Origin of the sequence: Paraburkholderia sp. FT54, from assembly GCF_031585635.1 — a bacterium.
GTDB lineage: Bacteria > Pseudomonadota > Gammaproteobacteria > Burkholderiales > Burkholderiaceae > Paraburkholderia.
On the sequence record NZ_CP134198.1, the window covers coordinates 60,805 to 84,891 of the forward strand.

General features: G+C 60.5%; 17 protein-coding genes and 7 pseudogenes. 10 read left to right on the forward strand and 14 right to left on the reverse strand.

What is annotated here, in order from left to right:
* Positions 1–9: 9 nt before the first annotated feature.
* The 3 genes from tnpB to RI103_RS39825 are packed head-to-tail and all read right to left on the reverse strand — an operon-like array spanning position 10 to position 1,349.
* Positions 10–363, reverse strand: a complete 354-nt coding sequence (gene tnpB / locus RI103_RS37240; protein ID WP_310819635.1) for an IS66 family insertion sequence element accessory protein TnpB — start codon at positions 361–363, stop codon at positions 10–12.
* On the reverse strand, positions 344–841 hold the full coding sequence (gene tnpA / locus RI103_RS37245) for an IS66-like element accessory protein TnpA (protein ID WP_310819636.1): 498 nt from the start codon (positions 839–841) through the stop codon (positions 344–346). The genes tnpB and tnpA overlap by 20 nt, the downstream gene beginning before the upstream one ends.
* The gene (locus RI103_RS39825; protein ID WP_409077085.1) at positions 807–1,349 is read right to left on the reverse strand and encodes a winged helix-turn-helix domain-containing protein; all 543 of its coding nucleotides are present in this window, start codon (positions 1,347–1,349) and stop codon (positions 807–809) included. The genes tnpA and RI103_RS39825 overlap by 35 nt, the downstream gene beginning before the upstream one ends.
* A gap of 271 nt (positions 1,350–1,620) precedes the next feature.
* Between RI103_RS39825 and RI103_RS37250 the strand changes: the two are divergent.
* Positions 1,621–1,858: pseudogene (locus tag RI103_RS37250) on the forward strand (SMP-30/gluconolaconase/LRE-like region family protein); the annotation flags it as partial.
* A gap of 407 nt (positions 1,859–2,265) precedes the next feature.
* Here RI103_RS37250 and RI103_RS37255 read toward each other — a convergent pair.
* The 5 genes from RI103_RS37255 to RI103_RS37275 all read right to left on the reverse strand — a co-directional run bounded on the left by RI103_RS37255 (position 2,266) and on the right by RI103_RS37275 (position 7,569).
* Positions 2,266–3,084, reverse strand: coding sequence for a metallophosphoesterase (locus tag RI103_RS37255; RefSeq protein ID WP_310819637.1), 819 nt, complete (start codon positions 3,082–3,084; stop codon positions 2,266–2,268).
* A 584-nt stretch (positions 3,085–3,668) separates the two neighbouring features.
* Positions 3,669–4,544, reverse strand: coding sequence for a YsnF/AvaK domain-containing protein (locus RI103_RS37260; protein ID WP_310819638.1), 876 nt, complete (start codon positions 4,542–4,544; stop codon positions 3,669–3,671).
* Positions 4,545–4,634: 90 nt separating this feature from the next.
* The gene (locus tag RI103_RS37265) at positions 4,635–5,099 is read right to left on the reverse strand and encodes a YsnF/AvaK domain-containing protein (protein WP_310819639.1); all 465 of its coding nucleotides are present in this window, start codon (positions 5,097–5,099) and stop codon (positions 4,635–4,637) included.
* A 78-nt stretch (positions 5,100–5,177) separates the two neighbouring features.
* On the reverse strand, positions 5,178–5,897 hold the full coding sequence (locus tag RI103_RS37270) for a hypothetical protein (protein WP_310819640.1): 720 nt from the start codon (positions 5,895–5,897) through the stop codon (positions 5,178–5,180).
* Positions 5,898–6,138: 241 nt separating this feature from the next.
* Positions 6,139–7,569, reverse strand: a complete 1,431-nt coding sequence (locus tag RI103_RS37275) for a response regulator receiver protein (RefSeq protein WP_310819641.1) — start codon at positions 7,567–7,569, stop codon at positions 6,139–6,141.
* 649 nt (positions 7,570–8,218) lie between these two features.
* Here RI103_RS37275 and RI103_RS37280 point away from each other — a divergent pair.
* Positions 8,219–8,644 carry a hypothetical protein gene (locus RI103_RS37280; RefSeq protein WP_310819642.1) on the forward strand — a complete coding sequence of 142 codons (426 nt, stop codon included), beginning with the start codon at positions 8,219–8,221 and terminating at the stop codon, positions 8,642–8,644.
* A gap of 133 nt (positions 8,645–8,777) precedes the next feature.
* On the opposite strand, the gene RI103_RS37285 is transcribed toward RI103_RS37280, so the two are convergent.
* On the reverse strand, positions 8,778–9,023 hold the full coding sequence (locus RI103_RS37285; RefSeq protein WP_310819643.1) for a hypothetical protein: 246 nt from the start codon (positions 9,021–9,023) through the stop codon (positions 8,778–8,780).
* A 595-nt stretch (positions 9,024–9,618) separates the two neighbouring features.
* On the opposite strand from RI103_RS37285, the gene RI103_RS37290 reads away from it, so the two are divergent.
* On the forward strand, positions 9,619–10,104 hold the full coding sequence (locus tag RI103_RS37290; protein WP_310819644.1) for a BLUF domain-containing protein: 486 nt from the start codon (positions 9,619–9,621) through the stop codon (positions 10,102–10,104).
* A gap of 1,802 nt (positions 10,105–11,906) precedes the next feature.
* Positions 11,907–12,473, forward strand: a pseudogene (locus RI103_RS37295) (transposase); the annotation flags it as partial.
* A 46-nt stretch (positions 12,474–12,519) separates the two neighbouring features.
* Here the strand turns inward: RI103_RS37295 and RI103_RS37300 are convergent.
* A pseudogene (locus RI103_RS37300) lies at positions 12,520–12,698 on the reverse strand (SDR family NAD-dependent epimerase/dehydratase); the annotation flags it as partial.
* A 441-nt stretch (positions 12,699–13,139) separates the two neighbouring features.
* Here RI103_RS37300 and RI103_RS37305 point away from each other — a divergent pair.
* The 3 genes and pseudogenes from RI103_RS37305 to RI103_RS37315 form a co-directional block, all read left to right on the forward strand.
* Positions 13,140–13,422, forward strand: a pseudogene (locus RI103_RS37305) (phosphate ABC transporter substrate-binding protein PstS); the annotation flags it as partial.
* A gap of 760 nt (positions 13,423–14,182) precedes the next feature.
* Positions 14,183–16,123 carry a glycosyl transferase gene (locus tag RI103_RS37310; protein ID WP_310819645.1) on the forward strand — a complete coding sequence of 647 codons (1,941 nt, stop codon included), beginning with the start codon at positions 14,183–14,185 and terminating at the stop codon, positions 16,121–16,123.
* A gap of 311 nt (positions 16,124–16,434) precedes the next feature.
* On the forward strand, positions 16,435–16,701 hold the full coding sequence (locus RI103_RS37315; RefSeq protein WP_310819646.1) for a response regulator: 267 nt from the start codon (positions 16,435–16,437) through the stop codon (positions 16,699–16,701).
* Positions 16,702–18,293: 1,592 nt separating this feature from the next.
* On the opposite strand, the pseudogene RI103_RS37320 reads toward RI103_RS37315, so the two are convergent.
* Both RI103_RS37320 and rdgC read right to left on the reverse strand, forming a co-directional pair.
* Positions 18,294–18,665 (reverse strand): annotated as a pseudogene (locus tag RI103_RS37320) (transposase); the annotation flags it as partial.
* Positions 18,666–19,211: 546 nt separating this feature from the next.
* Positions 19,212–19,569 (reverse strand): annotated as a pseudogene (gene rdgC / locus RI103_RS37325) (recombination-associated protein RdgC); the annotation flags it as partial.
* A gap of 434 nt (positions 19,570–20,003) precedes the next feature.
* On the opposite strand from rdgC, the gene RI103_RS37330 reads away from it, so the two are divergent.
* The 3 genes from RI103_RS37330 (at position 20,004) to RI103_RS37340 (ending at position 22,656) form a co-directional block, all read left to right on the forward strand.
* Positions 20,004–20,318, forward strand: coding sequence for a hypothetical protein (locus tag RI103_RS37330; RefSeq protein WP_310819647.1), 315 nt, complete (start codon positions 20,004–20,006; stop codon positions 20,316–20,318).
* Positions 20,319–20,999: 681 nt separating this feature from the next.
* Positions 21,000–21,392: a hypothetical protein gene (locus tag RI103_RS37335; protein ID WP_409077092.1), complete on the forward strand. Its 393-nt coding sequence runs from the start codon at positions 21,000–21,002 to the stop codon at positions 21,390–21,392.
* A gap of 247 nt (positions 21,393–21,639) precedes the next feature.
* A complete protein-coding gene (locus tag RI103_RS37340; protein WP_310819649.1) occupies positions 21,640–22,656 on the forward strand; it encodes an IS110 family transposase in 1,017 nt (338 codons plus the stop codon).
* 493 nt (positions 22,657–23,149) lie between these two features.
* Here RI103_RS37340 and RI103_RS37345 read toward each other — a convergent pair.
* Positions 23,150–23,338, reverse strand: a pseudogene (locus RI103_RS37345) (IS6 family transposase); the annotation flags it as partial.
* Positions 23,339–23,454: 116 nt separating this feature from the next.
* Positions 23,455–23,832, reverse strand: a complete 378-nt coding sequence (locus RI103_RS37350) for a hypothetical protein (protein ID WP_310819650.1) — start codon at positions 23,830–23,832, stop codon at positions 23,455–23,457.
* Positions 23,833–24,087: the final 255 nt, after the last annotated feature.

The following is a 24,087-nucleotide window of genomic DNA, read 5'->3' on the forward strand; positions in this document are numbered from 1 at the left end:
ACTGAACGTTCAGCTCACGTGCCGGTACTGTCTCGAAGGGTGACGACGTACCGCATCGATGTCGATGCCTTCCAGTAACCAGTGAAGCTGCTCGGTCGTGAGCTCCATCACCGCCTGCTGTCGGCGTGGCCAGACAAAACGGTCTGCCTCTAATCGTTTTATCATCAGCCAGAAACCCGAGCGCTCGTAAAACAGCAGCTTGATGCGGTTCGCACGCTTGTTACGGAAGGCGAAGACCGCACGGGCAAATGGGTCAAGCTGCATGGACTGCTCGACCAGGATAACGAGACCGTTAATCCCGTTCCTAAAATCGACCGCGTCGCGGTGCAGGTAGACCCGCAGCTCAGCGTCCAGCCGGAACACGGTAGCGCCCCAGCGTTTCGATCATCGCCGACACCAACGTCGTGTCCTGCCCGCTAGACTCGAGCTTGAGCGTAATGCCATTGGGCATTTCCACCGTCAGCCGTGACGGTGCCGGTGGGTGCAGCGAGCGGCGCTCGGATTCGCCGTGCGCCGGCAGGAGTTCCGATTGCGGTCCGGATCGCCTTGACTGCGCGTCGGTGCGGCCGATCTCGACGACCGGCACAAACGCCGACGGCGTACCTTCGATTACGTCCATCGCGACGGTGCCGTCGCGTTTCTCCTGGTGCTTGCTGACCCACCGGCGCAGCAGGTTCGCGTTCACACCAGCCTTGAGCGCCATGCCAGCCAAAGACACGCCCGGCTGCAGGCAGGCCTCGACCAGCTTCTGTTTGGCCTCTTCGTCATAGTAGCGCCGTCGGCCATCACTGCTTACCCCGACGGGCTCAAGCTTCAACGGATCTGAGGGATTCTGCGTCATATGTCCACCTATCAATGAGGTGGACATATGCTGCGCGATCAAGCCTCAGGAAACCATGTGTGCTTATTTCACCGCTTACGCTCAGACGTCTCTGGGCCCGTCCTTTAGCCTCTGTAACGACAGACGTGTAGGTCAGCCGATAGCCAAGACCCCAGTCCCGCATCATGCGGGCAACATGCGAGGACGAGTATTGAATGCCATAACGCGCGAGGATGACGCTCCTTACCTGATCGACTGTCCAGACCGGCGTCGAAAAACCGTGCAATTCGGGCGAGTGCTTGACAGCGCTGATGAGCCAGCTTTGGGCGTTATCGTCCAGTCGCGACTTCTTTCCGTGGGGGCCGAGCCGGGCAAGGGCGTCCGGACCGCCGCCGTCTAACAGCGCTTTGTAATTACGCAGAGTGGGCAAGCTAAGGCCAGTCCGCCTGGATATCTCCATGGGGCGTTCACTTCTCAGAAGCATTTCAGCCGCCAGCATTCTACGGCGCTCGAGTGGAATCTCGTCCATGCGCTCGTCCGGATGGTTTTCCAGGACTGTGTGTTTGGCCTGTCCATATATCTTAAGGTGATTTCTTAGGGAATGGCCGGTTGCCGAACCCTGGCAGACGTCGGCGAAATTTTCCTGATCGGCTCTTGCGGGTCCGATCAGAGCCGATCGTCGACGGACCGGGTTCAGCCACCTGGGGCATTCGCCCGCCGCCTCAATCGTCCATCAATGTGCCGCGCACGTCGACTGATGAATTGCTGGCGGCTCGATCAGGAGATGCTGGTTCAGACCGGGAACGCTCGACACCACGCTCGTCAATCGCAATCCCAAACACAGTCGACGTGGGCAACGATGTGGACTCGATATACGGACTTCGGGCGTATCGGCGTTCGACCGGTAAATATGAAGTAACGAAGGACAACTACAACGACTCGAGCATTGTGGTGTATCGCTGGACGCCACCTGTATTGACCGGGACCGGCCTGAGCGCGACGAAGACGATGGTGGTGTCGCCATTCAGCGTGAATTGACGATCTGGGGGCGATGCTGGCATGTCAACGGCCGTACAAGAGAGACGAGGAAAGCGTGCAACGATTGGGTCATCCTTCGAGCCGTCGAGAACTCCTTTTACAGTCGCGAGCGCGGAGACCCCGACTGGCAGCGCTGTGGCGTCCGCGGGCTTCTGAAGAAACAGATCGGATAAAAACGTTGAAGAAGGTGGCAGGCTTGGTGACGAAGAAGATGGATAGGCACCAGCCAGAAAATGAGACGAGTCAGCCGGGCGTTCTGGCGTTCCCGCGAAAAATGTCAGATCGGGCGAATGACGCGCACCGATGAATTGGGCGTCCCGGTTTTGCCGGCGCCCGCCAGTCATGGTGTCACATGAACCCGGATACGTTTGTGGTCATTGTAGTTGCTCAGATTTGCGGGCCGGTGATCATTGCGATATCCGGCTAAATGCAGGTGCCGCGCCGGTGCCCTGGCTCAGTAGTGTGGGGATTTCATCGAGGCGCAGCAGTGTAAGGTTGCCGCCGTACACAACACCCGTGTCGACATTGATCACATTGTGGCTCACGATCGGCCCAGATGAAGGCGTATGTCCTACGATGACAGCCGCCACCCCTTCGACCCAGCCGCTGGTGTCAAGCCGAGCAGACCTGAGCCGCCTGAACAGTCGCGCGGCGACGCGGCGCAACGACCCGAAGCCACCCGGTTCCGGCAGCTTCCATCGTGACCGATCCCAGATGACCTTGCGCCGTATTTTCCCGTCAATCCCTTCTTTCAGTAGCGCTTCAACCGTTCTGGGCCACGATTTCAGAGGCACGTTGGCATGCACGATCCCGACCAGGCCGAAGTCCGTCTCGATTTCGATTGCGTAGGGGAGGGCTGCCATGTACGCGACGATAGCATCAATGGACTGTTCGTCTCCTGTCATATCCAGCAGCCACCTGCCGCCATTGCGCCGAACGAAGCCGTCGCTGGCGCCGTAAAGACGCCAGCGTACGATCGAGTCCTCATGATTGCCGCGCACCGACTGGATGCCGTACCGACGCACCACGTCGAGGACAGCGGGCGATTCGAACCCTCTGTCTACCAGGTCGCCGACCGCAAAGATCCGGTCCCGGGACGGGTCGAACTGGCCAGCTTCGAGTTCTTTTCGCAGCTGGGTGAAACATCCGTGCAGATCGCCTACAACAAAGTCACGACCTGACGTATTTTTTTTAAAGCGCCGAGCCGGTGAGAAGGTCTGCTGCATTTTTTTGCCGCCATGGGATGTCCACGTTGTACCCTCGTGGAAGGGACGAAGTGGATCGCAGTGTCCAACGCGAATTTTGAGCGCGACGGCCCGCAGTTTTGCGCGCTGTTCTTCGCCAGTGCAGAGCGGGTTACTCACGGGCGCACGGCGCACCACGTGCGCGCCTGCAAGAGCGTTGCTTCGCCGGCCGGCAGACGGTAGCGTCAATCCGATGCTGATGTTGCGCGTTTGCCAGCGTGGCGCGTAAGGCCGCCATAGAAGTAGTGTCGAATGTCCATTGCCCGCAGGCGTATCCGTTTGTAACAACATGTGTGCCTGAGGAAACGGCGGTATTTGTCCGATCGATCAAGGGGCGTCGTTTCTGCCCGTAAAGGCGCGTCGCGCGAGGTCTGGTCGCCAGCCCGACCTGTAGGTCTCGGTTTCCATATTTACTGTCAGTTACAAGCGCAGTCCAACTGCCGCCCAGGGCGTGGCCTGCTTGACAGTTGAGCAACGAAGTAAATTGCATCTCGCGGCGTCTGCGCTGCGGCCGACGGGAAAACGGCAGTCAGCTGACCGCCGTTCTGTGATGTGGCGGGCCGGTCTCAAAGTGGCTTCCTGTTCACCGGATCGGCGCCGCCGGTGGCCGCGTTGCCCGCATCGCGCTCGACCTCCACTTGCGTGCCGCGAACGGTATCATTCACGGTCTCCGTCCGCTGGCTGGACTCCTTGCCGACGACCACTTCCTCGACCACCCGCGCAGTTTTTGCAACAACTGGCTCTTCGGCCGTCTCGCGGATCTCCACGGCGCCTTCCTGCCGGTCCGCTTCGGTGGCAGGGCGATCGACGCTCCGGCGCTCGATCGTCGCATGCTCTTCGCACAGATTGACGCTTTCGGAGACAGGCGTCTCGGTAACGCGCGAATAGACGCGTACCCCTCCCGTCGACACCTCGCGCCTGCCGATGGTCAGGTCTTCCCGGACGACAGGAAACGTCCTGCGGTCTTCGGCAATTTCGTCTGCGGTGTATGCCGGGGCACTGCTGTCGTAGCCGCTATATCCAGCGGCTTTCCACTGGGTCACGCGCTCTTCGATATCCATCGCACCGGCGTCGTTCATCGCCGCCCGCACGGCGTCGATCTGCGATTCGTCGACCACATCCACGCTCAACAGCGCGTGCCCGCGGCGGACGGATTCGCGATAGTGGCCTGCCTCTTCGGGTGCGTCATCATTACCGAACAGCCTTTTGAAAAAATGGGCAATGCCGCCTTCGTGTGGCGCCCCTTCTCGGGTGTCGGCTGCGACGGTGCGGGTGGGCGTGCCGCCGCTGCCTGAAACGTCGTCTGGCACTTCGCTTTCACGGCTTGCATCCTGCGCGTGAACGTGTATGTCGGTGCGGGCGATGCCTTCCTGCGCCAGACGGTCCGATGCGCGTTGCGCGTCGGACATGGAATCGAACAGCCCAACGAGAGTCTGAGTCATAACATTTCTCCAGAATACCAGGATGAAGGCGCTATGCGCCGAAGGGGCCTGAGATGGCTTTCTGTTTGCGCAACGGCCGTTCCCGCCGGCTCACGCCTGAGGGGGGTCCTCGCGCTGCCATTCCCCGTCAGGGCCTTTGCGACGCTCGATCACTACCTCCTCGTTGTGCAGGCGGATGTTCTGTAATGACTGCTCGACGCTCCCGGTGGTCGTCACGCGAACCTCTTCCTTCAGCGTCAGCTGCATCGTGACAACCGGCACGTACCCGTACACCGGGATGATGAGCGTGTCGCCTTCCTGCCGGGGTAGATCCCTGCGGTCAACGGCCCGACCCACAGGTATCCGTTCGACGGTCACTTTCTCGCTTCGCAGCGAAACCGACACGGGGCGCAGATCTTCGTGCACGACTGTGCGAACCCGCACCGCTCCGGTTTCGGTCGATTTCACGCCTACCTCAATCTCCTCAGTGACCGCCGCCACCCGTAATTCACTTTCCGGTCGACCGTCAGGCGCAACGTGTGAAGCAGACGGCGTCGACACAGGATTCCGTTGCATGGTGATTCTCCAGTTGGAAAAGCCGGAGCATGGCCCCGGCTCATGGTTTCCCCAGCCCGAGGCCGCCTGAAGCTTCGGCTAGAGGGGGGGGGGGGCCGGTCGCACAACGCGGCTGCGAGCAGACACGGCATCCTTGCCCACACCGGCGGCACCCGCGTCTTCAAACGGCGGCTGGTGACGGAACCCTGCGCTTCCGGAGACGGCGGCGATAATCGCGCCGACCACCAGCGCGGCGAATGAGAACCAGCTCGCACGGGCGACAGCGCGCGCGGTGGTGTCTGCTGCCTGTCGCGCGTCCTGTTCCGCTTGCGGACTGGACGCCGCGGAAGCAGCCGACGCGACGGCTGCCTGGACCTGCTGTTTAGCGGAATTCATGAGATCGCCGGCGGCACCGTTCTGGTTAGCGGCCGTGGCGCTGACCTGCGCACCGGTCGATGCGACGCGGCCTGCCGTGCTCACCGCGCCCGCAAGCAGTGAGGACATGCCATAGACGACGAGCAAGGTCATGACTGCCCAGGAAAGCAGCCCGTGCAGCCAGCCCAGAACAGGGGCGCACCGGCCGGCGAAATACGAGCCGACAAAAACGGCAAGCACCGTCGTGATAATGACCCATGCGCCGGAGCCGAAACCGAAGCCGCGCAACGGGTTTGGTTGCGACAGTGGAGAAAGCAGCGAAGCTCCGATCGCGGTTCCAAGCACGCTCATGATCAGATACACGATTGAGGACAGGATGACACCGGCGATAATGGAACCCCAGGAGAGGCGCGGCAGTCCGTCCTGAGTGGTGAGGAGTTTCATGGCAATTTCCCTGGATTGGTTAGACGGCACCGCCCGCCACTGGCCCGACGGCGCGCACCTTACGTGCGCAAGCGGAATGCCCGGACGAAAACGAATCGTGGGTCCCCTGACTGCCAGCCGTCGAATGCGGTCAATCGTCATTGGACGGCAATGGCCTTGGCGCATTTCGGGCGGACTCGAAGTGCAGGGTGCCCGGGCGTCGGGAAAACCGCGACTGTTGCTTTTCGTGCTCCGGCGCCAGTCAATTGCAGGAGCGCGCGCGCCGGATCACGGTTTCAACCAGTTCACTCATTTCCGCGGAGCCGGGGAACCACTCGTCCCATTGCGCCGGATCGGCATGATCGCCCCCGCAGTACAGAGCAATAACAAACGGCCGCCCGGAACGTTCGCTCGAGGTGCTTAACGATTCGATCTCAGGGACCGCGTCGCGATCCCTCGGCATGTTCGCCATCACCACGACCCGCGGGGGGGTAGACTTCGCGGCGCCGGGCGCTTCTGCCGGATCGACCGTGCACATTACTGTCATGCCGCGCGACGTCAGCATGGACGCGAGCCGCGAGAGCGTCTTCGGCTCGCTGTCGACAATCAGCACGTCGACCTGGGTTTCTGCCCGGCCGAGCGAGCGGGACACGCTGGCGCGCTGGCGCGACGCATTCCTCTGTCGTCGCAACAGGCGTTTCGCCGGCGTCGCAATGCAGGCAAGAAGATGGGCGCTGACTATCTGCCTCCAGATACGGTCCAGTTTGAAATCAGTCATCCGGGCCTGCCGCTCGAGCATTCTTTTTCGATCCGGCAGGTGCAGCAGAGAACAGTGTCTGAACCACCGAAGGTCCCTGTGAGTATTTCCGGACCAGTGGCGACCGACCAGCTGATATGCCCCAACGTCGATGATCTGATGTCCGTTGTCGGCGAGAAGGTTAAGCGCGGCGGAAATAAATGCTTCGTCGCCGTTGTGATTGAGCCTTTGCATTGCGATGGTATAACGTTCAAAGCACTCGCGCGCATAAGGCATCAGCACCTGGATGAAGCCTGCTGAAACAAGAAGGCACTCGCCCCCAAACCACCGCGGGTCGTTCAGGCGCTTTCCCGCCACGACCTCGAGATCGCCAACGACGCGCGCCGCTCCATACGCGAAGAACTCCTGGTCGGAGATGTCGAAGGCCCCCACACCGCTGCGGTAGCAGCGCCGCAATACGTCCTGATCAAGCTGTCGCAACGCGACCATATCCGTGTCGAGAAGCAGGACCAGCGTCCCGGCGCCTACGGATTTGCCGATCTGTTCCAGAAGATCGAGCTTGAAGTGGGCCGCATAGAAGCGGGTCGTTTTCGGCAGTGTCAACGATGGCGCCAGGTCGCGCAATTCCGGGCGCACCGACGCATCGACGCTGGCGAGATAGCGCTCTATCTCGCGGCGTACATTCGTGACGATCGTGAGCGCGGGCATCCCGGCAGCGAGCAGGCTCCGGTTTAACGTTATCGCCTGTTCGACGTAGCAGAAGGGGTCAACACGGGTACAGTTAGGGCTTCCCTTGCCTTGCGTATCGATATACACGAGCGCACATGGCATTACGTTAATCCGCAGCAGGTCGTTCGCATTCGCAGAGCGAGCCGGGCTGCCGCCGATGCATGTGTCGAACGATGCTCGCCAGTCGTAGCGTTCTGCCTGAGCCATGCAGTATCCCCTGGGGTCGCGCAAGTTGAGCATGCATTCCATCACTGAATTAGATCTTGTTACGCCGCTTCCATTCCGCGAACGCCAAAAGTTAGCATTTTGCGGACTAGTCAACCGCATCGCATTTCTGGACAGCTTTTGCATGCGTTTCGTCCGCCAGACGGGGGTTCCTTGACCTGCATGGACGCCCCGGATTTCCCGTCGATCACAAACGGCAGCGAGCGCATCACACGCGGCTATGCGAGACCGGCGGCGCCCAACGAACCCAGTTGATGAGATGTGGTCGGGCGATGCGATGGGACGGCGGCATCTGAGAGTTGGAGCGGCTTGCTGCGCGCAACGCGTTGCAAAAGCAGACGGTCCCTGAAAGGGTCCGCCGGGCGAAAGCCGTCCATGGCCTCACAGGATTCAGGACGAAGTGCGACACATCGACGGACAGCCACGGAGACATTGACCGGTCAGCCGTTCGCGGCAGCGGAAGGCGCCGACGAATTCTCCCTGCACGCACGACTGGGAACGAACGCGGGAACGCTGACAACCAGCTGATTCAGCGGCCATGTAATTCCAGCGCTGATGCGCCAGGATGAATCTCTCCGCGTTATGAGAATGATGGTTTTGCCGTGTGAAGTGAAGCTGCGACAACCCATGCATGGACATTCAGCCGTCTCGTTATTTCGGCCAGATCCGCGGCCGAGATGGACTCGAACGTGACCGTCATTTCATCGAAATCGTGCTTGTCGCTGCAGTGAACCCGGGTTCGTCTCGCTTGCGTCGCGTGCGCTCCCAGGGCCTGCCAGACCTGAATGATGCGCAACTGGCCGGCGGCGGTCCGGATCGTGATGCTGGCGCAAGCGCCATCGGCCGGGTCTTCGTGTCGATGTGTCATTGCAGTGACTTCAGCTCAGGATTGCGCATCAGTTATGGGCCGGCTGACACCTTCGTCGCGCGTGTCACCGCGTGGCGCACAGCACACGTGCGGGGTCGGGCAGTTACTGCTCCGTTGCCGGGAGCGCGCGGCGTCACGAACGGGCCGTGGCCCAAGGGGCGCGGCCCAGGTCGGCGCCGCATCACCTGACCTCACTGCGATGACGATGGTTCATCCGGCGGAGCAGCCATTCGCCGATACGGCACAGTCGGCCATGACGAATCCGTCTGCGCCCGTCACCGACGCCCGGAATGCGCTTCGGCACTCCAGCTTTAACGATAAATCACTTACCCTTCTGCTGCCCGGCGGCAATGCAATTCAGCGTTTGCAATAGGGCCGACGCCTGATCCGCGGTCGCCCGCGCGAGCATCGGCGTAGCCAGCAACGCATTGATCCGGTTTCGCCAGTACTGAGCGTGCACGACGGAGGTCTTCGGGTTTAAGTCATCCCCGTTCTGAACCAGCCGCTCCAGTTCAAGCACCATGGCCCGGATATGAAGAAGCTCATGCTGCTCCTGGTCATGGATCATCGCCTTTGCTCTCCCGCCTCTTTTGTCGTATTTTTGCAGAGGCTTTTCACGCCATCAAGCGACTGGCGGATATTCACTGGACTAAGACGTCCACGGGGCGGCCTCGAACATGTTGCCCCAACCGTTCCACAAGTTGACGTAGCTGATCTCGCCAGGCATCGGCTCCCTGCTGGTCAACGCCGCCAGAATGATTCCGCGGGTTATGGACCCCTGCCACCGGCGCTGGAATGATCGAAGGGTGGTTGCAATGGCCCACCGGATGGACAGGCCCGTTCATTGTTGCGCCGGCCCGGACCATCCGGTGATTGGGCGGCGTTGGCGGAAATGCCGCGGCGTCACGACGTTCACAGGCGCCGGGAAACACATTCACCCCACCGGAAAACCCCTGAGTGCACGGATTACAAAACTGACCGACAATCGGATCCAACGCACGCAGCCGGCCGTTTTTCGCGCCGGCGCTGGTCCTCGCGGCGGTGTCGGGGAAACCTCATAAGTTGTTTTCGGGCGGCGTCAGCCGGACGATCGCAGCGGCGCATGTCACCGTGTTCTATCGCAGCTCACCATGAGTCCTGTTGCAATGAGGCGGCCTGAGTGGATGAACCGATCCCGGGACGGTAAGGTTTTTGGCGCCGCCTATATCAGTAAAGCGTCCCGATCGGTCGGGTCGGCACAGATAGCGTCACTCGTTTCGGAGGCGCGGCAGCGCAATGAGGCGGACGCACTGAGCGGTTTTCTCGTCAGGGCCGGCCAGAATTTCCTTCAGTATCTGGAAGGCCCGCAACCCGGAGTCATTGCCTGTCTGCGCCGGATAGAATCGGATTGCCGCCACTACGACATGAAGATTCTGGCACTCGGGTCAATGGAAACGCGCCATTTTTCCAACTGGTCCATGGGTTACTTTGTCGGCGATGCGGGTGGCTGCGAGCGGTTCGAATCCGCCCTGACCGAATGGCGGGGAACGGATCGCTCACTGCTCGAAGAAGTGTGGCGGATTGCGGCCGCCGCTCAGACCGGGCCGTCTGTCGACCGCCCCGAACTGGTCATTGGCCCCTTCGAGGTCTTGCTCCGAAGAGCTGTCTGAAGTGACCGCGCAACGCGTCCTGCAGTTCGTCATTGAAGGTCGACCAGCAGTGCAGGTGCCAATCCCAGTACGCAGATCAAAAACGCGATACCGTACGGCACTTTGTGTGTCATATCCGGCGCCTTCAACATCCCCTTGTGTGGATGTTGATCAGCGCGGTGTCGTCCTCTGCTTCGTCAGTTGTGTCGGGCAGTGAGTCGCGTTGCGGCAGAAAAGCCGCGCAAGCAGAATTGACGGGCACGATTAGCGCTCCAACGGACATCATCAGCGGAATTTCCGAACTTCAACACCGGCAGGACTTCGCGCTCAAGCGACGTCTGCTACGCGCCCCACTATCGCAAACAGCTCGCCGCGCGCTTTGCCGCCTGGCATCGTTTCCCGGAGGCCACCCAAGATCCATCCGTTTTCTGCGCAAGCACGTGTCCTCTCCGCTATTGCGCCGCGAACAATTTATCGTAACCACGCCCTTGAGGGAGAAGGTGTCGGTGACATTACGCGCCGTTGCTCGAGGTAAATCAGTGGGAGCAAGGCACAGGTCGACCGAATGGAGTTCGGTATCTGCACGCGAGATCTCGCGTGGCGCCTTTCGTTACGATACTGTTTGCAAGGACTTCCCCTGAAAGTCAAGGTCGGGGTTCGATTTTTTTCGACCCTCGCAGATATTGGCGCGCACTTGCAGGCTGGCCCTGTTGGTGTGGTCATAGCATTTTTCCTCAAGTAGGCTGCCGCTGTCGTGTCGAAGCAATACCAGGAACAGACTGCGTCTTTGCAAACGGCCTTGTTGCCCGAGACGTATCGGGCGGCCCACGATATGAGCCGCCCAGGAGAACCCTTCTATGAGGAGGAAGTTGTCAAGGCCTTTCACGTACTGCGTCACGAATTATCGGCCCAGTCCTTCTCGGTCTCCGCGGACGCCACGTAGCCGGGTCAAGGGCAGGCGAAGCCTGGCGCAGCGCACCCTTGACGCTGCGAAGGGGCGATATGCTGGCCTATGTTGGCGAGCGTGAGTTATAGCGCTCGCCAACATACGAGCGCATTCTGGCGGAGCTCCACCCCGACAACCAATGCTGCATGGCGAGATTCCGGCAGGAGCAAGACTCGAACCGGCGGCAACACCGGCGCTGTAGCCTGAGCAACGACAGTCAGGCTCGATTGAAAACGTTCGCGTGCCCGGACAGTAAGCGGGTTGCCCCGACGGGTGACCGTAGTTCTAGATGGGGTACGTCGGTAACGGAGTGGTTCCAGCGCTTTGCGCATGCAGTATGTGGTGCCCGGCCTCGCGCCGGCACGGATAGAAGTTGGCCCGGGGCAACTGCCCGGATATCAGACACTCCGGCCTCGAACGTTTTTAGTGACTCGCCTGATGTAAAGGATTCCAGACTGGGTTTTATACCCTCAGCAAACAGCAGGTTATCCACCGCTGGTCAGCGGTTCGAGTGTTATGACCGCGACGCTGACAGCGGTAGATAACCTGACTCTGTCAAACGGAGGCAAACGACCCAAGGAAAGCACATCGAAAAAGCGGTCGAATTCCAATTTCCCACGGCAGTACATCGTACGTCGGCGACAAGTTCGTCAAGCTCCCCAGCGAACGGTGCCTTCGGTGAAGCGCACCGGAGGAACCCGGTGGCAAACATTGTTATCCTGCTATAAAAGTGGCGCGAACGCTGCCGCAGCCGATTCATCGGCGTTTTCGCTGGGCGCGAGTGCCGTGCAAGATCGCCATCGCACTCGCCTGCATTGGCAGCCCCGGGCCTCGCGCCGGCAGCGGGTTGGCCTTTGGTACTGACCATCGGAATAATAGCGTCGCGCAGAAGAAGAACTGGTTGTCGGGCGAGCACTTCAGCGTGGACGGCACGCAGATCCAGGCGTGGGCGGGGCACAAGAGCTTTGCGCGCAAGGACGGTGACGACAGGGATAACGACGGTGGCAGCGGCGAGGGCGACTTCAAGGGCGGCAAGCGGAGCAACGAAACGCACGAGTCGAAGACCGATCCCGATGCACGGCTTCACCGCAAGGGCAAGACGGCCAGCGAATTGCGTTACATGGGCCACACGCTGACCGACAACCGCCATGGGCTGGTGGTCAATGCCCGGGTGAGCTGTGCTGATGGACATGCCGAACGTGAAGCGGCCAAGGTCATGATCAACGATGCGCGGTAGGCGGCGAACGATGCGGCTGCGCAAATCACGCTGGGCGCGGACAAGGGTTACGACGCAGAGGAATTCATCGAAGCTTGCCAGCAGATGAAGGTCACGCCGCACGTGGCGCAGAACACGTCGGGTCACCGTTCGTCCGTGCCCGATTAGATTGCACGCAGTGTGGGCTACGCGATATCGCAGCAAAAGCGCAAGCTGATCGAACAAGGCGCGCCGAATGGGATTTTATCGATCAGGCCACCAAAAACACCAGATCTTTTGCCTTTGCGCGTTTGGCCAGTCGGAGCGTATTGATCGCACCGTGCACGCTGGTCTTGGTGGTCTGCACGGGATCGTCCTGGTAATGGATGGGAGAAGCGGGGCAGGCAAGGATGTAGATCTCGTCCGCTTCCCCTAAAGTGGAAGGATGACGTCGTGGCGCATCAGTTCGAAATTGGCGTAAGGGAGGCAAGGCCAAGCGCTTGACGCAGGCTCGCGTCGTCGCGTCGGGGCCGTCATCGCAGACCAGGATCTCGTAGCGACGTGGCGGTAAAATCCTTGGTCGCACAGCGCGGCGAGACACGCGGCGAGCAGCGCGGAACGCCGATAGGTCGGCACGACCACGGAGACATCGAATTGCGCCAGCGGCGCGCCGGGTTGGCCGCACGCGCCCTTCGCGGCTTTCGTGCTATTCGTCTTCGACGTGCGCGCTGACAAGGGCGCGCGCATTCCGGCGGTGCGGCATGTGCACGGCACGGCGCAGGTGTGCAGACCGTCAACCGTTCGCACCATCCGCTCTATTACGACCTGCTGGACGCGTTCAGACAGCGCACAGGAGTGCCGATGCAGATGCGTCCTGCCTCCACGGTCCGAAGCTCGAAGCCCTGCCGCTGTGGCAGCTTTATCTGGACGCACTACCTCTCGCAGGTCAATCCGGAATGGAAAAGCAAGGTGGGAGATGGCACGACCGTCAGTTGGCCGACAGGCACGGGCGGGAAGGGCAACGATGGAGACGTTCAAGGCGGCCGTAGCCAGCGTTGACTGGTCAAAATCGTTCTATCAGATCCTGACAAATGAGCCAGGCAAGCAGGCATGGCTCGTCGTCGGCGCAACCTTCGTGCTGCTCCACCCGGCTCACCGCAAGCCAGAAGTCGGCAAAGAAACGCTGAGGTTCTTCGACGCCAGCAGGAAATGTCAGGCGCCGGACGAGCCGCCTCACAGCTTGTTCACTCGATGCAGTCGACATCCTGGGAAGCCTGGCCGCCATGCGCGAACGCCAGATCAATCCGTCCCGCAAACAGGCATCTTATTCGTCACGACGGTCGTGCCTGTCATCGTCACCTTGCTCATTTCGAAGCGCTGTTAGCCCAAGACCGAGTGCCATCACAATTAGCAACGCCAGAAAGTCCCATCCGCACGCGAACCTGAGACCCACAATAGCCTTGGATTCGGGCAGCCAGCCGGTTGTGCCACACCGTTTCTCCACTAAATGCGTCACGGCCGCGCACGGCAGCGAGGACGTCATCCGCTGTGCGCTGAACCCGGGGCAGACGGCGCACGCATCGGGCACGTTGAGCACAGCGTCGATCGCTGACTCGTGACGGTGAAGGAGAGAACTGCACGCCAGGGTGCGATCGACACATGACCTGTTCCGGAGCTTTTTCCGGATAGGGGCCTTGCTCCAGGCTGGAAGTGAACGCGGCTTCGATACAAGGGCCTGAAGTTAGTGTGACTGATCTCTTTGATCACCGGGGAGCAGACCTTCACATTCGAGAAGTCGCCAGCGAGGTTGCCGGCTCGCCGACAATTGCCAGGAGCGCGGGGTTGCAGCGCCTTAAGTTTTAATAAGGTGAAGTCTGGCATGCTAACCGGCTGGAGTCCGGTGATCCCGCGTAAAGTGCGGACCGTGAACCTAACGAAGACTGCGATGGAAACGCCGGATGCCCACTTGCCCCCACGAAACTGATTCGCGGTATCTGTCCAGGAGGCGCGCGCAGGCATTCAGACGGGCGGGTCTCGGGCTTGCCTGGCTGTTCCTTTATCTGGTTCCCGGTATAGTCGGACGCGAACCTTGGAAGCAGGACGAAACCTATACGTTCGGCATCATTCAGCATATTGCGTCGACCGGTGACTGGGTTGTCCCGACGAACGCGGGCGTACCTTTCATGGAGAAGCCGCCGCTCTTCTACTGGCTCGCTAGCGTATTCATGCGGGCCAGTTCCGGTTGGTTGCCGGCGCCAGACGGCGCCAGGCTCGCAACGCTTCTGGCCATGCTGATCGCCTTCGCTGCCGTCGCCGCAGCGGCACGTCTGATTGCCGGTAATCCCGGCTGGCTTACCCGGGATGTCGCGGGTACGGTTCTGTTACTGGCAGGGACGATAGGGCTGGTGAAGCATTCACACGATCTGTTCACTGATATCGGGTTGATGGCTGCAAGCGCGAGCGCGCTTTATGCCTTGATCCGTATTGTTGGTGATACCGCGCGGAGCGGTAACCCTCGATGGCTTGACTCCCTCCTGTTTGGCATCAGCATTTCAGCGACCTTCATGACGAAGGGACTGCTGATGCCCGGCGTGTTCGGCGTCGCCACGCTTCTCGTACCCGTTTTCGTGCCTTCTTCCCGTTCGCGCCGCTACGTCCTGCTGCTGGGAGCTGCGGTGGCTGTCGGACTGCCGCTAATGACGATCTGGCCATGGCTGCTTGCGCAGCGGTCAAACTCGCTCTTCATCGTCTGGTTTTGGGAGAACAATGTCGGACGTTTCGTCGGTTTTTCAGTGCCGGAACTCGGGTCCGACAATACACTGCTTACTGCGGTGAAAGGGCTGCTTTTTTTCGCGTTCCCAATTGGACCGCTAGCTCTGATGACGATGTGTCGGGCGACCGTCTGGCGTGACCCCCGGCTGGTCGTGGCAGCGCTGGTTGTCACGGTTGGTCTCGTGACACTGGGCCTTTCTGCGACAATGCGTGAACTCTATCTTTTGCCTTTGTTGCCGGCGCTGGCGCCGCTGGCGGCCAGTTTTCTTTGCCGCCTTTCGCCCCTTGTGCAGCGGGCGTGGGTCGCCGTCTCGTCGACCGTGGCCATTCTGAGTCTGTGTTTGGGATGGACAGGATGGTGGATCATGCGCGCGCCTGTCACCGAACACCACTGGCTGTCGCCGTTTGCTCGCTGGCTGCCGCTGTCCTATCAGTTGCCAGCGAAGCAGCCGGTGGCGCTCGCCGCGGCTGTTGCGCTGACATTGGGCTGGCTTTTGGCACAGCCTGTCATCTCACGTGGCGGTCGCTGGTCCGGTGCGTGGAGTTGGGCCGCCGCGATGACGCTCGGGTGGGGTCTTATGTCAACACTCATGTTGCCGTGGATCGATGCCGCGAAAAGCTATCGGGAGGTATTCGACCAGGCGGCAATCGCACTTGCACCCAACCTGGCTGCGAAAGGATGCGTCGCCTCTGACGGCTTCGGTGAATCTGAAGCCCCCATGTTTGCGTGGTATGCGCACCGTCAGGCAGTTCCGCTCGGGACCCGAGGGGCTGAGAACTGCAACGTTCTGATTGTGCAGACGCCCTCCGCGCACAAGCCTTCTTCACTTTTTTGGCAGCCGTTCTGGACCGGCTCGCGCCCCGGAGACAGTCAGCAGAGGTTCATCCTCTACCGGCGCATTGCCGAATCCGGTTCAGGAAAGCAGGCCGATGGTTCAGCGGAGTTCTGCCGTCAGTCCGGCATAGTCAAACCGTCCGATCAGCGTCACTGTGGAACTGTTTCAAGCGACGCGCAGCGTCGTCACCGTCCGTCTGGCCCGTATGCGGAAACTTGGATGTCAAAGCGGATCGGGCGGGGAGACGTTGATGGCGAAGTCGTCTCGCGACCGGCAGCCCGGTCAGTCTGACGTCGACGGACGGTTCACATCACGCGGGCATCGATTATAGCTTCGACCGTTACTTGCCGCATTATCAGCTTTTTCACAGGACTGGAGGATGACGACCCCTTCCTGCTCGCTTCCCTCGCCGCACCGGACCATCAGATCACCGCGGGCCCTGAGCAACGTGGTGCCGTCGTTCGCCCACGGACCGCAGGCAACGCATGCTTACTGCGCGTGTATCTTTGCAGCAGCCGGCCGGCGTCGGTCGGCTATCATGAACCGGTCAAAGCCCGCGGCATGCGCGTGCCGATGGCCGGCGACAAAGGGTTAGGGACCAAATGAAAACCATTCTGGTCCTCGACGACGACCCGGCCATCGCGAAATCCTTGAAACGGCTGCTTCATCTGGCCGGATATCGGGTGATAACCGCTAGCAATGGCAGCGAGGGACTTGCCGCTGCACGCGTTGAAATGCCCGCGCTCATCATCACAGACCGGTCAATGCCGATTATGGATGGCGTCGAATTCTGTCGTCAGCTCAGGCGGGAAAGAGAACTCGCACGGATACCAGTCATTCTCACGAGTGCGGATATGTCCGCCCCTTGAGCAACGGCAATGTGGAATGAATTCTTAGTCAAGCCAGTACCGATGGATGTTCTTCTGGCTTCCGTTCAGCGCCTTCTAGCGTCCGCCACCGATGGTCGTGAGGCCGGGGATTGAATATCGCGGTCCGACGCCGAGACGAAAGTTCATCGGTACCCGCCGTGCTATCGCATGCCAGCAAGGCTGTCGGGCCACCCTTCACGCGCTGCGGCTGGAAGCTCCCGCAAGATGGGCGAGCGGTAGCTGAGCATACGTCGTTGCGGATGTGACGCGACAGTATCGGACTCGCCTGTGGTGTGCGGGTCATTTGCGGCATCCGGGCGTGCGGTTTCGTCGTGCTCGACCGCACAGAAGCCCCGCGCACAATTGCGTGGCGGCGATGTATCAACTATATGAAGTTTTCTCTCTTTTCGTATGCCGTCGGGAGGCGGCGTCCTTAGGAAAACGGCGGGCCGAGCTGACAATCCGGTCGCCACGAAGCATGAACCACAGTCCAACGAAAACGAGCGCTGGATACAACAGTGCAAGACGCACAAAGGACAATACGTCGTCAGTGTCCATTCGTTCCTCCATACCTTATCCGAAATTGCCCGGACTGACCTACAGTGCAGTTCAGGTGATTCAGTTTCGCAATCTTCAGGACGCGCGGGAATCAGGGTGAACGTGACATAGGTGATGACAAGGCATGAGCGGGCGCGGCGAGAGAGAGTGCCGACGGCATATCGGTCTTTTGTGCACCTTCGCAGCAACCCGTTTCACCAAAGCTTCTTCGCCACGTGCCTCGCGCGGCCGCCTTCCGATCTCGACAGCCGCGTCAACGTGCCTCGATCTGACCGTTCCTGTCTGGTCGTTTCGCCGAGCGGGTGCGTCCGACGATACCGATGAACTGCACAGTGAACCAAAGCGTCAGCCTTCCGGATGCGTCAGTACTCCGGGCGCGGTCACCCGCCACCTCCTCCTGTTGTTGGGAATACCTGATACCGGGCAGGGAAGATCCCATGCGCAGCTTCCGGAGTGCGCCATGTGCTCCACTCGCAAGCACATCCATCTCAAGCGTCGCCTTCGGTACAGATCGCCGGTTCAAGGAAATCGTCATCTCCAACTGGCCGTCGGCCGACACATTCCCGTGCGGAGCGCAACGGGCATATTCGTTGCGGGTTCAGTATTCCCCGTCTGTCGCTCACACGCCGGTGCCGGCTATCCAGGCGGACCGGTGCGTGCGCGGCTGTTCTTTCACGCCAATCACGCTGTGACGCTCAACGGTATTCGGGGAGGCTGATATGAAAGCATCGATGAAGTCGGTACTGTTTTCCGCATTGGTAATCGCCTTTGGCGGGACCGCGATGGCCGGGGGGCTGGTGGAGGCGGTGCGGGGGCAGGAGGCCGCCGTCCGCGTCTAGCAGGCTGTTGAAAAGCGCCCCGTCATGACGACCGAAGCTATGTTCAGGAGGCTTGCGCGTGCGATTTCGCGCTGAATTGCCGGTTTGCCGCGCGATCTTCGCGGGGCATGCGCACGCATGCAGGCCTTGTGGCGTGCAGCCTTCGCGCCATGGCGGCTCACCGCGCCGCTCCTTGCGGCACCACCCCTGGCATTCGGCCATGCGGGTCAGATTGCTCGCAACCATCGTCAGTTTGAAGTGCTTTTCGATTCGTTTGCGGATGATCTGGCTGATCCGGTAGCCCGCATGCCGCGAAGTGCGACCGTCGATTGCGCTGCCGCCCCAACGCTCATCGTTGCGCGCGACATGCGGTATCACGTTTCGAGCGCGGCAATCGTTCACGAAGTCGCGGGTGTCATACGCCTTGTCGGCACCGACTGTCTTCGCATGACCACCTGGCACGCAATCGAGCAATCGCAACGCACTGGCCCGCTCGGCGAAACCATCCGCGTGACTGACCACGGCGCCGACCACCAGCCCCGAGCGGTTCTCCATCAGGATGTGCCCGTGGTAGCACAGGATGGCCGGGGGCGGCACGAATGCGAGAGAGCGGCGCGCTTTGTAGAGAGGACATCTAATGGCTTTGAGCTTGCACATGGCTTTCGCCAGAAACGCTGCCGGTCAGATGGTCGCAACGAACGATCTGCGCTACGTCGGTCCGGCATTCTTCCATGCGCGGGCTGCGGTGATGAGGTCGCGCTTTGCCGGTCGCCAGGTTCTCGCGCCTACTTCCGGCACGTGCGTTCGGCTGCACGTGAATTCGGCGCGTTGCGCGCCCTCCACGCAGCAGCGTTGGACCTGCTCGTCGAGAGCCGGTTTGTCGATGCGCCGCCGCTGGCATAGAACGGTAGTGGACAGAGTAAGCGCCGCATGATCGAAGAGTGGGGCGGCGAGGCCTCAGTGTGACCAGGGTGGACGGGATCCCTGTCGATCTGTACGCCGGGACACTGGCCGGCCCGTTGATCATCCAGATCGCTATCAAATCGTTGTATGACGCAACGACTCGTCCAAATGTGCGTGCGCTCCGCTACGCGGCTTTGGAAAATCGCCATCCCAGAGCCGATCGCGATCCATAGCAGGATCGATGCAGACGCGCGTGTCCCGGCTGATACTGAACGCGCGTGGCAACAGTTCGTCTATCACCTGCTCCTTGATCTGCCGCATCTGTTTGCGGCCAGGCTTGAATCCCTGTTGCTCTTCGACCTCCTGCGCGCGCAGCTTCGTGAACTACGTGATGACGGAGGGCGGCAGCAGCTTCATCTCCGCGCGATAAGTGAGCAGCATCTTGCGGTTCAACGAATATTCGAGCGCACCATTGTCGCGAGGCGATACCCAGCCGCTGCGGTCCTTTTCAATAGTGGTGGTGGGCTGGAACGCGTGAGGCGCGAGCCAGCGCACGGAGCCGATGCACCTGCAGATTCTTAAAAAACATGACAGTGATCCTGTGTAGTTCCTTCGTTGAAGGAAAGTCTTAATGCTTTCCGCTGACCGCCTGCAGCGGGGCGAAGCGTTCGCCGTCGAGAGGTAAACTCGAAGCCACGCGCCGCCACACAGCGGCATCTCGCGACCCCGAATCGCTCCGCTACCTGCCTGTTCGCGGAGCGCTCGAGCTCCAGATGCTTATCCGGTTTACCTGCCCTGGTCGAACTGACGGCGAGGGCGCCACGGCCGCGGATTGCCCGCATCGAATTTTCAATGGCTATCGCGCCCTAAGCTAAAGTTTTCCTTGCGATGGCCGACAACGGCAGGCGCGGCAGGGTAAGTCTGTGGCGCCCGACCGGGATTTTCCCTAGGCGCGCCGCGGTGCGGCACGGTGGTTGCGCAATGCTTGTCGCATACCGCGCGTCTCTCGTCAGGGGAACGATCATGCCCTACCAATCCTGTGCTCCTTACCGTGGCTTCAACATCGACCTTCAGGCCACGACGGGCAAGTCGCTGTGTTTGCACGCACCAGGGCGCCGGTACAAGGTGTCTTGGACCATCTGTTCGGTTGGTCAATCTGAACAGACGCTTGCAAGTTTTCCAGAGCAGCTGGAATTCCTAACTGAAAATGAGGCATTCCGGTACGCCGAAGACCGAGCGCATATGTTCATCGACGGCATGCTCGCTGCGAACCCATCGATCTCTTCTGAAGGCCAGACGACGTACGCTCCAGAGCGCGCAGAGCGTCCTGAAGCGTGAGGGGCGCCCAGCTTAATGCCTCATGTGATCGAAGACCCGAGCGGGCCTAATGTGGTCGCGGGCGACCGTGCTAGGACCCTTGGTCTATCTGGAAGCGGCTCTCCTTACTACGCAATATGGGTACTGCGACGCCAGCGCTGCCGCGGTTTCCAGAATTCGTTGTACTGCTGCTTCCGCTTAATCGATCACCGATATTTTGCGATCAGGTCTGCTTTGCCCCTATCTGGATGACCTATGCTTATTGCACCGGTCGGTTGTATCCGAGAGGGAGGGCGAAATGGAACGGTGCCTTGCTTGCGAGACGTTGATCGGAAGAGCTTCAGCAGTCCCCCCGCACGAAAAACTCCAGTGCTCCGGAGCGGGTGTTTTTGGTACGCCAAAATCGCCGATAACACGCTACGTCCTTTACCGATGCACCTCTTGCGGTTGCTGGATGAAGCAGAACACGTCCGATGGATTGCCGGCCGGCCTTTGGTGGGAATGCGAGTCGAGCGGTCCTGTCCCGCAAGTTCCTGAGCGCAAGCCTCCCGACCATGCCTGGAGGAAGGCGGTACTTGCCTCAGTGCTGGGGCGACCCCGATAGCCCCACAGAGCGAGCGGTTGTTACCGTTCATGGCGCACCGAACCGGCGGGTCTGGATGCTGCTGAATGCCGGCCAACACTAAGTTTCGGGGCTGTCAGATGGACAAAAACTCGGCGTACAGAGAGATCGAAGAGAATGGTGGCGAGCCATACGCACTGCATTTCGCTGAAGAAAACCCTAACCATCCGCTCACCCCGTTTTGTCGGCAATACCTGTTCGAGAAAGATCGCGAGGCGCGCGCGGCAAAGCATGAGTCAGATCGAACTTTCGCGCTGAAATCGTTGGCCGAAATGCAGTCTTCGTCGAACATAGCACGAGTTGCCGCTGCGTCATCAAAGCAGGCGGCTGATGCATCGAAAGAATCTGCAGCCGCCGCTCGCAATTCGGCCTTCTGGACAATGATTGCGGCAATCGCTAGCGCTGTCGGAATTTTGGTCAATGCAGCCATCAACCTCGGCTGGCTCGATTGGGCAAAGCACGTCATCAAATGACTCTCGTAAGCTCGACAACCCACACCCAAGGGTTCGCGTGGCAGCCATAACCGTGCTCGGCGTTCAGGCTGTCGCAAAGGCGTTGGTACGATTCGCCTGCGGTCTCAGTGCGCCTTCACCGTTGTCGTATTCCCATGAACCGGCGTGAACGGCTCTGATAATCATATAGCCGGCCTCGCGCCGTTCCGATAGGACGGCTGGCGTAGAGTCAGGGTTGCGACACCAACGTGACGCACAGGAGGCCGGCATGAAAAAGTTTAGCGGAATCGACCTGCACTCGAACAACAGTGTGGTCGTGGTCAGCGATGAGGTGGACCACATCGTCTATCAGCGGCGGTTGCCAAACGACGCGTTGCAGATCCGCGCCGCACTGGCGCCGCATCGCGAAGAACTGGAAGGCGTGGTCATTGAGGCGACGTACAACTGGTACTGGTTGGTCGATGCACTGCTTGCGGATGGATATCATGTTCATCTCGCCAACCCCGCAGCGATCAGGCAGTACGAGGGGCTGAAATACAGTGGTGATTTCACCGATGCGGCCCATCTCGCACAATTACTGCGTCTGGGGCTGCTCCCCGAAGGCTACATCTACCCCGCGGACGGACGGCAGGTACGCGACCTTGCACGCAAACGGATGCAGCTCGTGCAGTGCCGCACCGCCCAGATTCTCGCGATCGGCAACCTGTTCGCGCGGCATACTGGTTCTCAGATGCACGGGCCGCAGGTCAAGCGCCTCGATGGCGCGCAGGTGAGCCGATTCAGTTTTGCGCCCGACGTAACGCTCGCGATCCGGGCCAACCTAGCGGTCCTGCAAACGCTTCAGCAGCAAATCGAGATCGTCGAAAAGCGACTCACGCAGCAGGTGAAACTGAATCCGGATTACGCGCTGCTGAACACGGTGCCCGGCATTGGTCCAGTGCTGGCGACCACCATCATGCTGGAAACCGGCACCATCTCGCGCTTTGCCACCGTTGGCCACTTCAGTTCCTACTGTCGCTGCGTGGACAGCAGGCGCGAAAGCAACCGCAGGAAGAAAGGCGAAGGCAACACGAAGAACGGGAACCGCTACCTGGCATGGGCGTTTGTCGAAGCGGCCAACTTCGCGATCCGTACGTGTCCGCAAGCCAGGCGCTTTTACGAACGCAAGAAGCGAATGCGCAACGGCATCGTTGCGATCAAGGCACTGGCGCACAAGCTGGCCCGCGCCTGCTATCACATGCTTCGGGAGCACAAACCATTTGAGACAGTTCGCTGTTTTGGCTAGCAGGTGATGCAAGGGGAACGAACCCGGTAACTTGACTGGTGCACAGCCATGGCTTTGATTGGGTCTTCCCTTTGCTTCACCTCACCGACTGTCTGCAAGCAATCGGGTCGCCCGGGCGGGGAGCCACGTTTGACTGGCGCTGCAAACGCAACAGCCACGGCTTTGACCAACCCCTTGGACCTCGTCCGGCACCAACGTTTCTCCGGGGCGGCCATGGCCGCCAGGGCACACGTGACTTACCTCACGGCATGCTTGATCCAGATGGGTGTCTGGTGCGATCCGTTTCGCAACCAGCTTTGAGAAACCGGATGCGATACTGATCATGCAGACAGGAGACGCACCACAAGCGTCCTTGCGATTGCCATGTCGATGAAAAACATATCGACATGGCAATCGCAAGGGGGAAGAGATTTGTACCTTGACTCCGGCCGACTAATGGGTGTCAAGTTGACGGGCGTAGGCTACCTGTATGGCTTACGCGTAGTCATCCTTATTAGATAACGTTATCGCGTGCGGCAGTGACAGTCCAACCATGCCAAGCGGCGAAACGTTCCTCAAGTACAGCACGATGACGTGCCGCGTTCATCCGATGTCTGGGCAACGCGAAGTGCTGCCGGATCGGGCCAAAGCATGAGATAAACGCCTGCGTACGACGCGCCTCGCGAAAGCCGCACATCTGGCGGGGTGGACCGGCGAGGCGCTGCGCAGGAGACCCGCACCAGGTGGACCCTGACGCCGGCTCCGGCTGCCGATGCATGCCCGCTGATCGCCCTGTCGCTGGGGACGGCTGGCGGGGGCTCAATCAGTGAATAATTGGCCGGCAAATGAGAAGTTCCAGCAGAAGCGAAGGAAGCGGCAACCGCGGCTCATCGAGATCGCAGTCAGCGGGTGACGAGGAAGGAAGCCAGCGGGCGCCGCGCAGGTCCAGATGCGTCGCGTGACCAGAAAAAAAAACCGCCGCTCGTGAATACGCGAATGTCGTTGCAGCCGGCGGCGCGACAGCGAGCCTGCTCTTTCATCGCTTGAAAAATGTTTAGCTAAACGGAGCATCAAATGCACACGGGAAAGGCAGAAGGTGCGGTCCGGGAAGTCGCTTGCGAGGTTCGGGGCGCAGCCGGCGACTCCGCGGCGCAACTGGCGGGAAAGGTGCGCGAACTCTCCGGTAAAGCGCAGCAACTTCGCGCCGACGCAGTGAGCGCAGTGCGCGAGACACCAGCCACGAATCCCTTCATGACTCTGGCAGCGGTTGCGGCCCTAAGCCTTGTGGCAAGCGCCATATGGCGCGCCGGTCGACCCAGGCGCAACGACAGGTAAGCATCCCTCGCATATGCGGCAGTCCAGGAACCCATGATTCCCATACGCGCCCGCGCTTACGCCTCGGCGTTGGAAACCATGGGTACGTTACAAAACCGATTGCGCTTAAAGCAATTC